This window comes from Escherichia whittamii, assembly GCF_014836715.1.
GTDB classification, from domain to species: Bacteria; Pseudomonadota; Gammaproteobacteria; order Enterobacterales; family Enterobacteriaceae; genus Escherichia; species Escherichia whittamii.
In genome coordinates this window covers 104,590-118,186 of record NZ_JACSQI010000003.1, presented here as the reverse complement: position 1 = coordinate 118,186, position 13,597 = coordinate 104,590, and the positions used below count along the sequence as shown (strand labels likewise).

Below are 13,597 nucleotides of genomic sequence, written 5' to 3'. Positions count from 1 at the left end.
TCCTGTCGAAGCCGCGTCAGTAACATATGCTGAATAGTGTTAGGCGTTAATTTTAGCCTGTTAATCAATCTTGTTAAGATTTAGTAATCGCTTTAAGGAGAAGAAGATGAAAAAGACTGCCGCAATTATCTCTGCCTGTATGCTGACTTTTGCCCTGAGCGCCTGTTCCGGTTCGAACTATGTGATGCACACCAACGATGGACGCACTATTGTTGCCGATGGCAAGCCGATGACGGATGATGAAACCGGTATGATTTCTTATAAAGACGCTAATGGCAACAAACAGCAGATCAACCGTACCGACGTGAAAGAGATGGTCGAGCTGGATCAGTAATTCACGATCGCAGGGTAAAAAAAAGCACCGCAATTAGGCGGTGCTACATTAATCACTATGGACAGACAGGGTAAATGTACAGGAAGTGAAAAAAGGTAGCTTTGCTACCATGGTCTGAATCGCAGACCAATTGCAAACACAACAACACAACATCACAACCGTAAGCCAAAAGTTCACCAGAACACGCATTCCGATAAAACTTTTCGTTCCGGCTCAGGAAGTGCCGCCACTATAGGTATTTGCTGGTAGAAGCTCAACGGACAATTTATAATGGCTCAGATAAAAAAAACTAATAGGTTACATACCGTGATCTAATTGTTAAATTCATTTAACATCAAAGTTTAAAAGCCATGTCAAAACGATTACCACCGCTAAATGCCTTACGAGTTTTTGATGCCGCCGCACGCCATTTAAGCTTCACGCGCGCAGCAGAAGAGCTTTTTGTGACCCAGGCCGCAGTAAGTCATCAAATCAAGTCCCTTGAGGATTTTCTGGGGCTAAAACTGTTCCGCCGCCGTAATCGTTCACTTCTGTTGACCGAGGAAGGGCAAAGCTATTTTCTCGATATCAAAGAGATATTTTCGCAATTAACCGAAGCGACGCGTAAACTCCAGGCCCGTAGCGCCAAGGGGGCGTTGACGGTCAGTTTACTCCCCAGTTTTGCCATCCACTGGCTGGTGCCGCGACTTTCCAGCTTTAACTCAGCTTATCCGGGAATCGACGTTCGAATCCAGGCGGTCGATCGCCAGGAAGATAAACTGGCGGATGATGTCGATGTGGCGATATTTTATGGCCGGGGCAACTGGCCGGGACTTCGGGTGGAAAAGCTTTACGCCGAATACCTGTTGCCAGTGTGTTCGCCTTTACTATTAACCGGTGAGAAATCCTTGAAGACGCCGGAAGATCTGGCTAAACATACTTTATTACACGATGCGTCCCGGCGAGATTGGCAGACATATACCCGCCAGTTGGGGCTAGCTCATATCAACGTTCAGCAAGGGCCTATCTTCAGCCATAGCGCCATGGTGCTACAAGCAGCCATTCACGGGCAGGGAGTGGCGCTGGCAAATAACGTGATGGCGCAATCTGAAATCGAGGCCGGACGCCTTGTTTGCCCGTTTAATGATGTACTGGTCAGTAAAAATGCTTTTTATCTGGTATGTCATGACAGCCAGGCAGAACTGGGTAAAATAGCCGCCTTTCGCCAATGGATCCTGGCGAAAGCCGCTGCTGAACAAGAAAAATTTCGCTTTCGTTATGAACAATAATTTATGTAGGGTACGACCATGACCAGCCGTTTTATGCTGATTTTCGCCGCCATTAGCGGCTTCATTTTTGTCGCTCTGGGTGCTTTTGGTGCGCATGTTTTAAGTAAAACCATGGGCGCTGTTGAAATGGGCTGGATCCAGACCGGCCTCGAATACCAGGCGTTCCATACGCTGGCGATTTTAGGTCTGGCGGTGGCGATGCAACGTCGCATCAGTATCTGGTTTTACTGGAGTAGCGTCTTTCTGGCGCTAGGTACGGTGCTGTTCAGCGGCAGCCTTTATTGCCTGGCGCTGTCTCATCTGCGTTTGTGGGCGTTTGTCACTCCGGTCGGCGGTGTGAGTTTTCTCGCGGGCTGGGCGTTAATGTTAGTTGGGGCTATCCGTTTAAAGCGCAAGGGCGTAAGTCATGAATAAGGTTGTATTGTTGTGCCGTCCGGGCTTTGAAAAAGAGTGCGCCGCAGAAATTACCGATAAGGCCGGTCAGCGGGAAATATTCGGTTTTGCCCGTGTAAAAGAGAATGCGGGTTATGTGATTTATGAATGTTATCAAGCGGAAGATGGCGATAAGTTAATTCGTGAACTGCCATTTAGTTCATTAATTTTTGCCCGCCAGTGGTTTGTGGTGGGGGAACTGCTCCAGCATTTGCCGCCGGAAGACCGTATTACGCCAATAGTTGGCATGTTGCAGGGTGTGGTAGAGAAGGGCGGAGAGTTGCGCGTTGAAGTCGCTGATACCAACGAAAGCAAAGAGTTACTGAAATTCTGCCGTAAATTTACCGTACCGCTACGGGCTGCCTTGCGCGAGGCGGGTGTGCTGGCGAATTATGAAACGCCGAAGCGTCCGGTTGTGCATGTGTTCTTTATCGCACCAGGCTGCTGTTATACCGGCTACTCCTGGAGCAATAATAACTCGCCGTTCTATATGGGCATTCCGCGCCTGAAGTTTCCGGCAGAGGCACCAAGTCGTTCCACGCTCAAACTGGAAGAGGCATTTCATGTGTTTATTCCTGCGGATGAATGGGATGAACGCCTGGCGAACGGGATGTGGGCGGTGGATTTAGGCGCTTGTCCGGGCGGCTGGACCTACCAACTGGTGAAGCGCAACATGTGGGTTTACTCTGTCGACAACGGCCCGATGGCGCAAAGTCTGATGGATACCGGGCAGGTGACGTGGTTGCGGGAAGACGGTTTCAAATTCCGTCCGACACGCAGCAATATTTCCTGGATGGTATGCGATATGGTAGAGAAACCGGCGAAGGTCGCGGCTTTGATGGCGCAGTGGCTGGTTAATGGCTGGTGTCGTGAAACTATCTTCAACCTCAAACTGCCAATGAAAAAACGCTACGAAGAAGTATCACACAATCTGGCGTACATTCAGGCACAGCTTGATGAACATGGCATCAATGCTCAGATTCAGGCGCGTCAGTTGTATCACGATCGCGAAGAAGTGACGGTGCACGTCCGCCGTATCTGGGCTGCTGTGGGTGGCCGTCGCGATGAACGATAAAAGACATAGCCGGGGCGTCTGCTCCGGCCATAATTTTTACGATGAGGGCGTAACCCCTTTTTTTAACAATATATTCCCGTATTTCGCACGTTCACCTGTAATTACGATCGCAAAGGCTTTTTGTGATCGTTCATAAAAAGCGAAACGGTCAATACGCGTGATTTCCGGGCAGGGTGTTTGCAGCGACAGCGCATCGCGATAACGTTGCTCGACTTCTGGATCAAGAACATCGCCGTCTACCGCCGCCATCATCACCAGCGGCGGTGCGTAGCTATCCAGTTCAAATAACGGGATAATCGCCCGTAGCAAGTCGCTCACCAGCAGGCCGTCGGCGCGAATGACTTGTGGTCCCATAGAATGGGCAGGAAAGTGGGCGTCGGAAAAAATAATCTCATCACCATGCCCCATTTCTGCCAACACCTTTAACAAGTCGGGAGAAATTAACGGCGAAATCGTTTTCAACATTTCATGCTTCCTTTATCAATTCGGCTTCCGTTTGTGGATAGAAGTAGCGGTACTGATACTGGATCTGCGCGCGTGCCTCTTCCGGGCTGCTAAATTCTCCGACACCGTACCAGCCGAACAGGGCTGCACCTATGACGGTCGTTTCAGCGTCATCGAGCACTTTTAGCGGAATATTTAGTACCGTGGCTTTAATCTGGTTCCACAACGTGTTACGACTTCCGCCGCCTACCAGCAGCAATTCAGTGGCTTTGAAGTGGCCAATCTTTTCCAGCATCTCCAGATTACGCAGTAACTGTGCTGTTAATCCTTCCAGTGCTGCGCGATACAAATGCCCACGCGTCGTATTGAGAGTGACGCCTTGCCAGCCGGCGTTCTGGCTCGATAACAAATCACACCGCATGCTCACACCATCCGCTCCCGGTGGAATAAGGCGCGCTTCCTCAATTAGCATTTGCCAGGGAGTATCTGTATTCCAGAGCAGCTTTCTGACCCATTCCAGCACTCCCGAAGCCAGCCACTGCATGCCCGGATTGTACAGGCCAGCCCGGCTATCGAGTTCACAGGTAGAACCGACATACTGACTAAGCAGTGACGTATCAACCTGTGCGCTACGGACCATCAAAATTTCCCAGGTGCCGGAGGAAAGCACGGGTTCGTCTTGCCCGGCACCGGCGCCAAAAAGTGCAAACTGGGTATCGTGGCCTGCGGAGATCACAGGGATACCTGTTGGTAAACCAAGTTGTGTTGCGGCGCTGTTTTGTAGTGTGCCAATTTGTTCACCCGCTTCAACCAGGCGCGGGAAGAGATGATGTGGAATGCCGGTAGCGTGTAAGATTTGTGGACTGAAATGACGCTGTTGAATATCCAGCAACTGACTGGTTCCGGCCATGGTGATATCAGTGGTAAATGCTCCCGTTAAACGCTGATTTATCAGGGACGAAATAAATAACCAGGCATGCGCTTGCTGCAATAGCTGTGGATGGTTTTCTTTTAACCATACGAGTTTGTATAACGTGTTGAAACTGAAAGCGCCGACGCCAGAAATGGTCTGTAACTGTTGCGCAGAAATGAATCGTCCAATGTTTTCCATTACCGCCGCAGTGCGCGGACATTTCCAGCTAATGATCGGATAGAGCAAATTTCCTTGCCTGTCGACCAGCGCACCATCCACGCCAAAGGTGGTTACGGTTATCCCGCGAATCTGGTAAGTATCCAGTTCACTGCTGATTTGCTGACAACAATCAGCAAAACGCTGCAAAATGGCATCTATAGACCACTGGTGCCAGACACTGTTTTCCGTTGCTAAATCGCTGGCATTAGGTGTTGAGGCGCGGGCAACAATTCTTCCCTGCCGATCAACTGCGATCGCCCTGACATTGGTCGCCCCGCAGTCGAGCACCAGGATAACGTCTTGTTTCATAGTCGCTCCTGCTTGGATAAACCCGGTAGACGTTACGCCACCGGGCGCCAGCAATTAACGTTTATATAGCGGGCCGTAGTTCTGGCAAGCGCGATAATCCTGCCCTTCAATATCCATACCGTGTGCGGCCCAGGCTGAAGGGCGATACACTTTGGTTTCTTCGACGTTATGCATGCAAACGGGAATACGTAGCATTGAGGCGAGGGTGATAAAGTCCGCGCCAACATGACCGACAGTTAACACGCCATGATTAGCCCCCCAGTTAGCCATCACCGAGTAGACGTCGCTAAATGGTCCTTTGCCGGTGAGGCGCGGTGCAAACCACGTGGTCGGCCAGGTGGAATCAGTACGTTTATTGAGAATTTCGTGCACTTCCTGCGGCAACTCAACGCTCCAGCCTTCAGCAATTTGTAGTACTGGCCCAAGCCCTTTGATGATGTTGACGCGGGTCATGGTGAACGGAACGCCGCCTTCGGTAAGGAAACGCGACGAATAGCCGCCGCCACGGAAATACTCATGGATTGCCGGGCACCATTCAGTGGCGGCCAGGCAAGCATCTGCCTCTTGCTGGGTGATTTCCCAGTGCGGCTTCATGGTCGGTTTACCTTCACTGTCACGCTGTTTACAGGAGCCATCCAGTGCAGCGGAGCCCGAGTTAATCAAGTGGATGATGCCATGTTCCGCCAGACCACTCAGTTTTTGGCCTGTGACGCGTTCTACTGCTTCCGGTGACCAGTAGGTGCGAACATCGGCGAAAACCTGGGCGCTACCGGTAAGCTGATGACCCATTAACATTGCCACGCCGTTCAGGCTGTCGTTTTCTGTCGCGACGACATACGGCTGACGCACGCCATGCCAGTCAAAAGAGCTGTTAAGAATTGCTTCTGCGGTGTCGCCATTTGGGTATTGATCGGTCCAGTGACGTTGGCCCTGGAAGCCAGCGGCAATGGCGTTATAGCCAAGTGATTCTTCAACACGACCAATATCAGCCAGTTTGCTGTTGCCCTGCATCATGTCGCGAATACACATCGCCATCAGCAGGCTTTCGCGTAAAATCTGGCGGTTTTGCTCATCATTACGCTGATATTGTTTGGCATTTTTGTCTTCGCCAAAGCGAAAGTTTTTATCGGCCCAGGCCAGCGCCAGTTCCAGTTCTGCTTCATCATAAATTTTCTGATCGATGCGGCGACGCAGTTCGGTCATATCCACCGCCTGGACTTTCATTCCTAGCCAGGATTCAAAGAAGTTATGATCAACAATGGATCCGGCGATACCCATTGAAATGCCGCCCAGCGACAGGTAGCTTTTGCCCTTCATACTGGCAACCGCCAGGCCTGCGCGGGCAAAGCGCAGCAGTTTTTCTTCAACGTCGTCAGGAATCAAGGTATCTCCGGCATCCTGTACGTCATGACCGTAAATAGAAAACGCGGGCAGACCTTTCTGACTATGGGCAGCCAGTGCGGCAGCCAGATAAACGGCGCCAGGACGTTCAGTACCGTTAAATCCCCAAATGGCTTTCGGGCGCGTTGGATCCATGTCAATGGTTTCGCTACCGTAGCACCAGCAAGGCGTTACGGTAATAGTGAGCCCCACATTCTGGCGGCTGAATTTTTCTTCGCAGGCAGCAGATTCGGCCATACCGGCGATGCAGGTATCTGAAATCACGCATTCAACGGGAGTGCCGCAGGCATGGCGCAGTTTCTCGGTCAGTAGTGCGGCCGTGGCTTTCGCCATATTCATCGTTTGTTCTTCAAGCGACTCACGCACGCCCATGCGACGACCGTCGATAACCGGACGGATGCCAACTTTCGGTAACGTGTTAATTTTCATCAGGATTCCTCATTTCGCTTTATTGGCGCTCTGCTAAGGCGGAGAAAGGAAACCACCGAAGCAGTAGTATTGATCATTAATTGCTAACTCGAGTTAGCTTAGGTGTGTAGGCTTTTTATACACAACTTTTTTGTTGTTGAAATGTGAGTGGGTTCACGAGAAGTGGTTAAAATTCGATCTCTGTCAAATTGTTATTTACCAGGATAAAAAACAATATTTTTAATAATCATGTGGTTATTACATTTTAATGGTTATGCATCACAGTTTTACCTCAAATGATTTGGCTAATTTGTAGACCTAAAATAGCCTTTAAAAGGTGGACGCTAACTCGAGTTAGCAAATGCGGAAAATAAATTGATGCGATAAATATCTATTCAAACGTTATTCGTATCACAGTGGAGATGGCTTTAGTAGCGACGTTTATGCCGTACTTCACATTTTCAGTTTCTGATTATTGAGGAAAGCTGCAATGTCCGAAACATTTTTGCAAATGAAGCATATCACCAAACGCTTTCCTGGAGTGTTGGCGCTTAATGACGTGCAATTTACCCTACGTCGGGGCGAGGTTCATGCATTATTGGGGGAAAATGGTGCAGGAAAATCTACCTTAATGAAAATTTTGTCGGGGGTTTATCAACCTGACGAAGGTGAAATGATTTTTGAAGACCAACCTGTTTCATTCTTGGATCCATTAAGTGCACAGCGCGTTGGTATTACAATTATTCATCAGGAGTTCAACTTATTTCCAGAACTCACGGTAGAAGAAAATATTTTTATTGGTAGAGAGTTTTGTAAAAAGAATCGCTGGCGGCTGGACGAAAAACAGCAACGTCAGGCGACGATTGAGATTTTGCAAAAATTAAATCTGGCAATCTCACCAGATACTCTGGTTGCCGATCTTACGGTTGCCCAGCAGCAAATGGTGGAAATAGCTAAAGCTATTTCTGTTAACGCGAAGATATTAATTATGGATGAACCCACCGCGGCGTTAACAGAAACTGAAATTGAAAGCTTATTTCGCGTTACCCGATTATTGAAAGAGCAGGGCACTGGAATAGTTTATATTTCTCACCGCCTTGAAGAACTGGCGCTTATTGCCGATCGTGCGACCGTAATGCGTGATGGCCAGTACATCAGCACTGTGGATTATGAATGCGTAAATATCAGCGATTTGATTGCCATGATGGTCGGTCGCGATTTAGGGAATATTTACCCTCGCCGCGAGGCGTTGCAGCAGAAGATTCCAGTACTGGAGGCGAATGGACTGACGCGCAAAGGCGTACTTAACGATATTAATTTCACGCTTTATCGTGGCGAGATCCTCGGCTTTGCCGGACTCATGGGCGCTGGCCGTACTGAGCTTGCGCGCGCGATTTTTGGTGCGGACGCCATTGACAGCGGAACGCTAAAATTGAACGGTAAGGAAACTGTTATTAAGGATATTTCGGATGCTATTCAGCAAGGGATCAGTTACCTGACGGAAGACCGCAAAAAAGAAGGTCTGGCACTTAACTTGTCTGTGGAACGGAATATTATGTTGGGAAATTATCCTGAATATTCCGATCGTTTTGGTAATGTCGATTCGCGTCGTTGCCAACAAACCAGTGAGCAACAGGTAAAAGCGTTAAGGATTAAAACACCACATCTTGAACAGGCAGCATTAAATCTAAGTGGAGGAAATCAGCAGAAAATTATTATTGCGCGCTGGGTCTGTAAAGATACTGATATTTTAATTTTCGATGAGCCTACTCGCGGCATTGATGTTGGCGCCAAGCTGGAAATTTATGAGTTAATGAATCGCCTCGTGGCTAAGGGGAAATCAATTATCATGATCTCCTCTGAATTACCGGAAGTGTTAGGGATGTGCGACCGTATTTTAGTGATGCGCAGTGGTCGAATTACTGGTGAACTTAGCGCGAATGAAGCCACACAAGAAAAAATTATGCAATACGCGACGTTAGAGGATTAAAATATGACTATCTCTGTAACCTCTTCAGACAGCAATAATAAGAAAATAAAAATTAATAAAGAACTCTTGATGCGCCTGGCACCACTTTTCAGCCTGATTATTCTTGTCCTGTTTTTTAGCTTTAGCTCGCCATTTTTCTTTAATACCGAAAATATCATGACGATTGCTCTGCAAACGTCGGTAATCGGCATCATGGCTATTGGCGTAACTTTCGTCATTATTACTGCCGGAATCGACCTTTCACTGGGGTCGGTGGTGGCGTTCTCTGGTGTCGCCGTGGGTATTTGCGCCACGCTGGGTCTACCGCTGCCTGTTTGTATTATTGCCGGTGTTTTAGCAGGTGGATTATGCGGCTATGTGAATGGTTTGTTGGTCACAAAAATGACCATTCCACCGTTTATCGCCACGTTGGGTCTGATGATGTCCGTCAGGGGCATCAATATGGTGATGACCGACGGGCGCGCAATCTATTTTGCCGATTACCCGACGTTCAAAACGCTCGCCCAGGGGCGTTTGTTTGATGTACTTCCTTATCCCGTCTTCTACCTCGTGATAGTAGCGCTTGTTGCTGCGTACATTTTGAAGAAAACCGTTATCGGTCGCTACGTCTATGCCGTTGGCAGTAATGAAGTTGCCGCCCATCTTTCCGGTATTAAAGTTCAGCGCGTGAAAATTTTCGTCTATGCCTTCTGTGGCTTATTAACGGGGATTGCTGGCGTCATCCTCGCATCTCGCCTGAACTCCGGGCAGCCAACGGTAGGTGTGGGTTATGAGCTGGAAGCGATTGCGGCGGTGGTGATTGGCGGAACCAGCTTAATGGGCGGTATTGGCACTATTGGCGGCACCATCATTGGCGCTTTCATTATGAGTGTCCTGAAAAATGGCCTCAATTTAATGGGCGTCTCCCAGTTCTGGCAAATGGTTGCGATGGGAGTCGTTGTCGTGGCAGCCGTTTATCTCGATACCCTACGTAAAAAGATTCGTTGACTAAGGCTCCCTGTTTTATCGGGAAATAACTGCCCTGACGTTAAGGGTGACTCACTCAAAACGGAGTACAACAATGAAAACCAGGAATTTTGTCTATGCGTTATCTCTGCTGGCTTGCATGACTACCAGCGCACAGGCAAAGGATTTTAATCTTCCGGTCGTCAGTAAAGGTTTCCAGCATGAATTTTGGCAAACCGTAAAAATGGGTACTGAAGCTGCCGCCAAAGAAATGGGGGATAAAACCAGCTATGTCGGTCCGGCGGATGAAACGCAAATTGCCGAGCAGATTCAATTAGTTGAAAACGCAATGGCGCAAAAGCCGAATGGCTTATTACTGGCAGCCCTCGACGAGAACGCGCTCGCTCCACTGGTAGAAACGGCAAATTCTCGTGGGATTAAAGTAGTGACCTTTGATTCCGGCGTTAATTCGGACATCCCGGTGAGTTTTGTCGCGACCAATAACCGTAAAGCCGGTGCTCAGGCCGCCGATGCCTTAGCCGCTCAGGTGAATAATAAAGGGAAAGTGGGAATTATCGCACATGTCGCAGGAACCTCTTCCGCCATCGAACGCTCTGAAGGTTTTATAGAGCGGATGAAAGAAAAATACCCGGACATCAACGTATTACCTGTTCAATACAGCGATGGTGATCCACAAAAAGCGATGGATAAAACTATTGACCTGGTTCAGGCAAACCCCGATCTTGCGGGTATCTATGCTACCAATGAAGGTGCAACGCTCGGAGTCGCGAATGCCATTGATAGCCAGAATCTGAAAGGTAAGGTGAAGGCGATTGGTTTCGATAGTACGGAAGCGATTATTAACTTCCTGAAAAATGGCGTCATTCAGGGCTTTGTTGTTCAGGATGCATACCAGATTGGCTATCAGGGGATTAAAACTTTAAATGCTGCGCTTTCAGGGCAAAGCGTTGAAAAAGAGATCGATATCCCGGTGAAGTATGTGAATGCTGAAAACATTAACACACCTGAAATTGACAAACTGCTGCACCCGTTCGGTAAGAAATAAAATGTTGGGGGTGAGCTTTCACCCCCGTGAGCTCCAGCGTCAGGGAGGCTTTATGCATAACGGTTATTTTCTCGGTGTCGATGTCGGATCGGCCAGTGTCAGGGCTGGTGTTTACAGTGACAGCGGCCGCAGGCTGGCATTCGCTACTGCACCCGTCTCCCAGTTTCGTCCTGGCGGCGAGCGTGTCGAGCAGTCTTCGGCTGAGATTTGGCAACAGGTCTGTAAAGCGGTGAAAGAGGCGATAACACTGGCGGAAATTCCGACGACGGCGATTCGTTCACTTGGTTTTGATGCCACCTGTTCACTGGTCGTTCTGGATGCACAAGGTAAAGGTCTGGCCGTATCCCCCGGGGAACCTGCGGAACACGACATCATTATGTGGATGGATCATCGTGCAACTGTCGAGACGGCGCAGATTAACGCGACGAAGGACTCTGCACTGCGTTACGTTGGTGGTGAAGTGAGCGTAGAGATGGAGTTACCAAAGCTACGTTGGTTAAAAACACATTTACCGCAAACCTGGCAGGCCGCTCATCGCTTTTTCGACCTTGCGGATTTTCTGGTCTGGAAGGCGACAGGGCGAGACGTAGCGGGATTGTGCACGCTAACGTGTAAATGGAATTATCTGGCTCATGAGCAACGTTTTAGCCATAGCTTGCTGGAGTCTACAGGCATGCTGGATTTACTCGACAAAATTCCTTCTGACATTCTTCCCCCTGGCACATCGGTAGGGACATTGAGTGCTAATGCTGCGGATGAACTAGGGTTAACGACGGATGTCGTGGTGGCGAGCGGTCTGATTGATGCCCATGCCGGTGGTGTGGCGTTGGCAGGCGCGCAGCCATCAGGAACGCTGGCATTGATAAGCGGAACGTCGAATTGCCACATGCTGTGCAGTGAAAAAAAGATATTCACACCTGGCGTCTGGGGACCATACTGGTCGGCCATGCTACCTGGTTACTGGCTAACTGAAGGTGGGCAAAGCGCTGCCGGTGCGCTGGTGGAGTGGACGCTTCAGGAGTCCGGGGCAAGTGCGGATCTCTTTAACAAGGCGCAGCAACGCGGGTGTCATCCGATTCAACTGATTAATGAATGGGTAGCCGCACTCGAAGAGAACGAATCTGAACCCACGAGAAATCTACATGTGCTTGCCGATCATCACGGTAATCGTTCGCCACGAGCAAAACCTGATGCCAGAGGAAGTGTCTATGGCTTAACGCTGGAGCGTGGTGAAAATCAGCTCGCGCGACTCTATCTTGCGACCTTGCAGGCGATAGCCTTTGGCACCAGACATATTATTGAAACCCTGAGGGAAAATGGCCATAACATTACCCGATTAACCTTATGTGGCGGTGCAACACACAATCCATTGTGGCTACGCGAATATGCAGACGTGACAGGCTGCGATATCCACCTGATACAAGAAGAAGATGCAGTTACGTTGGGCGCAGCAATTAGCGGTGCTGTGGCCTGCGGAGCATGGGGGGATTTTTCATCTGCGTGCAAAGCAATGGTTGAAGCCGGAGAGGTTATTCGGGCAAACCCACAACGCCGTGAATTTTTAGAGCGTAAATACCAGGTTTACCTGACGCTTTGGGAGCAACAACAGGCGGTTAACCAACTGATGCAATAAGACAAAAGTTAAAAATACTTTTATGATTGTGATTTGACGTCTGGATGTTAATTGGGAAATACCTATGGCTAAAACAGTAGAGCAGATAGCCAGTGACCTGAAGTTATCGGTTACGACCGTGCGACTGGTGCTAAATGGAAAAGCGGAACAATATCGAATCAGCGTCAAAACCCAAACGCGTATCAATGAATATGTTGACCGCTATGGCTATACCATTAATTATTCTGCCCGCAGCCTTAAACTTAACAAAACAGATACATTGGGCTTGATTGTTCCCAACATATCCAATGTCTTTTTTGCAACGCTGGCTGAAAAGCTCGAACAACGCTGTCGACGTTCGGGATATCAACTCACTATTAGCTGTACCTATGATGATGTTGACTATGAAAATAAATTAACAAAAGCTTTTATTGCGCGAAATGTCGATGGCCTGTTTATTGTTCCTTCGACACTGGAAAATCAACAACATCATTTACGTAAAATTCGTAAGCCGATGGTGTTACTCGACCGTGATTTTAAATATACCGATAACGCACTGGTAGAGAGTGACAATATATCTGGCGGCGAAAGATTGACACAAAATATTTTAGACGCAGGGCAGACACCAGTATGGTTTTTGCTTGGAGATGCCGGTTTGCCGAGTATTAGCGATCGTCTGACAGGTTATTTGAATGCGTTGGCAAAAAAAGGGATTACCCATCGCGATTGGGTGCGGGAAGGCCCGGTAAATACTCCTGAAGGCGGCTATGTCATTATGGAAAAACTCATTGAAGAGCAGGGATGTCCGCAGGCATTTATCGCCTCTTCTTTACCTGTGCTTGAGGGAGCCGTTCGTGCGATTCGCGATCGCTTTGGCGCTGTACCACCAGAAATCAATATAGGTACGTTCGATGAACATCCTATGTTGGGATTTCTCGCTAATAATGTCTGGTCAATGCAGCAGGATGAAAATGCGTGGGCTGAAAAAGCATTCGAAATGATGTTAAGCGCCCTTGAAGAAAGACCGGTGAAAAAAACGGTTAAAGTAGAAATGAAGTTAATTAAACGTAGAAGAAAAAAATAATCATCGCGGAAAAACAATCAGCCATTGGATAAAAATATTCAATGGTTACTCTCATAACCCGTCTTCATTTGCGGTGCGGTCTTACGCAATAAGACGA

12 protein-coding genes are annotated in these 13,597 nt (G+C 48.6%); 9 read left to right on the top strand and 3 right to left on the bottom strand.

Annotated features, from left to right (window positions below; genetic code table 11):
- The first annotated feature begins 106 nt into the window (after positions 1-106).
- The 4 genes from H9644_RS06320 to rlmM all read left to right on the top strand — a co-directional run bounded on the left by H9644_RS06320 (position 107) and on the right by rlmM (position 3,109).
- The gene (locus H9644_RS06320) at positions 107-334 is read left to right on the top strand and encodes a YgdI/YgdR family lipoprotein (protein WP_000750396.1); all 228 of its coding nucleotides are present in this window, start codon (positions 107-109) and stop codon (positions 332-334) included.
- Positions 335-684: 350 nt separating this feature from the next.
- Positions 685-1,602, top strand: a complete 918-nt coding sequence (gene gcvA, locus H9644_RS06315) for a glycine cleavage system transcriptional regulator GcvA (protein WP_064528267.1) — start codon at positions 685-687, stop codon at positions 1,600-1,602.
- An 18-nt stretch (positions 1,603-1,620) separates the two neighbouring features.
- Positions 1,621-2,016 (top strand): DUF423 domain-containing protein, encoded by a 396-nt coding sequence (locus H9644_RS06310; RefSeq protein WP_000203905.1) that lies wholly within the window; start codon positions 1,621-1,623, stop codon positions 2,014-2,016.
- Positions 2,009-3,109: a 23S rRNA (cytidine(2498)-2'-O)-methyltransferase RlmM gene (gene rlmM, locus H9644_RS06305; protein WP_064528264.1), complete on the top strand. Its 1,101-nt coding sequence runs from the start codon at positions 2,009-2,011 to the stop codon at positions 3,107-3,109. Before H9644_RS06310 ends, rlmM begins: the two co-directional genes overlap by 8 nt.
- Before the next feature lie 36 nt (positions 3,110-3,145).
- Here rlmM and fucU read toward each other — a convergent pair whose 3' ends face one another.
- The 3 genes from fucU to fucI are packed head-to-tail and all read right to left on the bottom strand — an operon-like array spanning position 3,146 to position 6,824.
- A complete protein-coding gene (gene fucU / locus H9644_RS06300) occupies positions 3,146-3,574 on the bottom strand; it encodes an L-fucose mutarotase (protein WP_064528261.1) in 429 nt (142 codons plus the stop codon).
- Position 3,575: 1 nt separating this feature from the next.
- Positions 3,576-4,994 carry an L-fuculokinase gene (gene fucK / locus H9644_RS06295; protein WP_064528259.1) on the bottom strand — a complete coding sequence of 473 codons (1,419 nt, stop codon included), beginning with the start codon at positions 4,992-4,994 and terminating at the stop codon, positions 3,576-3,578.
- Between the two features lie 54 nt (positions 4,995-5,048).
- Positions 5,049-6,824, bottom strand: coding sequence for an L-fucose isomerase (gene fucI / locus H9644_RS06290; protein ID WP_105289275.1), 1,776 nt, complete (start codon positions 6,822-6,824; stop codon positions 5,049-5,051).
- 469 nt (positions 6,825-7,293) lie between these two features.
- Here fucI and H9644_RS06285 point away from each other — a divergent pair, with 469 nt between their 5' ends.
- The 5 genes from H9644_RS06285 (at position 7,294) to H9644_RS06265 (ending at position 13,500) form a co-directional block, all read left to right on the top strand.
- On the top strand, positions 7,294-8,793 hold the full coding sequence (locus tag H9644_RS06285; protein WP_105289276.1) for a sugar ABC transporter ATP-binding protein: 1,500 nt from the start codon (positions 7,294-7,296) through the stop codon (positions 8,791-8,793).
- 3 nt (positions 8,794-8,796) lie between these two features.
- On the top strand, positions 8,797-9,780 hold the full coding sequence (locus tag H9644_RS06280) for an ABC transporter permease (RefSeq protein WP_064528251.1): 984 nt from the start codon (positions 8,797-8,799) through the stop codon (positions 9,778-9,780).
- 73 nt (positions 9,781-9,853) lie between these two features.
- Positions 9,854-10,804 (top strand): ABC transporter substrate-binding protein, encoded by a 951-nt coding sequence (locus tag H9644_RS06275; RefSeq protein WP_064528248.1) that lies wholly within the window; start codon positions 9,854-9,856, stop codon positions 10,802-10,804.
- 52 nt (positions 10,805-10,856) lie between these two features.
- The gene (locus H9644_RS06270; RefSeq protein ID WP_064528245.1) at positions 10,857-12,437 is read left to right on the top strand and encodes an FGGY-family carbohydrate kinase; all 1,581 of its coding nucleotides are present in this window, start codon (positions 10,857-10,859) and stop codon (positions 12,435-12,437) included.
- A 64-nt stretch (positions 12,438-12,501) separates the two neighbouring features.
- On the top strand, positions 12,502-13,500 hold the full coding sequence (locus H9644_RS06265) for a LacI family DNA-binding transcriptional regulator (RefSeq protein WP_064528243.1): 999 nt from the start codon (positions 12,502-12,504) through the stop codon (positions 13,498-13,500).
- The last annotated feature ends 97 nt before the right edge of the window (positions 13,501-13,597 follow it).

Bases quoted from the DNA above. Each gene is read 5' to 3' on its own strand.
- H9644_RS06320 (WP_000750396.1), top strand. From the start codon at position 107: ATGAAAAAGACTGCCGCAATTATCTCTGCCTGTATGCTGACTTTTGCC.
- gcvA (WP_064528267.1), top strand. From the start codon at position 685: ATGTCAAAACGATTACCACCGCTAAATGCCTTACGAGTTTTTGATGCC.
- H9644_RS06310 (WP_000203905.1), top strand. From the start codon at position 1,621: ATGACCAGCCGTTTTATGCTGATTTTCGCCGCCATTAGCGGCTTCATT.
- rlmM (WP_064528264.1), top strand. From the start codon at position 2,009: ATGAATAAGGTTGTATTGTTGTGCCGTCCGGGCTTTGAAAAAGAGTGC.
- fucU (WP_064528261.1), bottom strand. From the start codon at position 3,574: ATGTTGAAAACGATTTCGCCGTTAATTTCTCCCGACTTGTTAAAGGTG.
- fucK (WP_064528259.1), bottom strand. From the start codon at position 4,994: ATGAAACAAGACGTTATCCTGGTGCTCGACTGCGGGGCGACCAATGTC.
- fucI (WP_105289275.1), bottom strand. From the start codon at position 6,824: ATGAAAATTAACACGTTACCGAAAGTTGGCATCCGTCCGGTTATCGAC.
- H9644_RS06285 (WP_105289276.1), top strand. From the start codon at position 7,294: ATGTCCGAAACATTTTTGCAAATGAAGCATATCACCAAACGCTTTCCT.
- H9644_RS06280 (WP_064528251.1), top strand. From the start codon at position 8,797: ATGACTATCTCTGTAACCTCTTCAGACAGCAATAATAAGAAAATAAAA.
- H9644_RS06275 (WP_064528248.1), top strand. From the start codon at position 9,854: ATGAAAACCAGGAATTTTGTCTATGCGTTATCTCTGCTGGCTTGCATG.
- H9644_RS06270 (WP_064528245.1), top strand. From the start codon at position 10,857: ATGCATAACGGTTATTTTCTCGGTGTCGATGTCGGATCGGCCAGTGTC.
- H9644_RS06265 (WP_064528243.1), top strand. From the start codon at position 12,502: ATGGCTAAAACAGTAGAGCAGATAGCCAGTGACCTGAAGTTATCGGTT.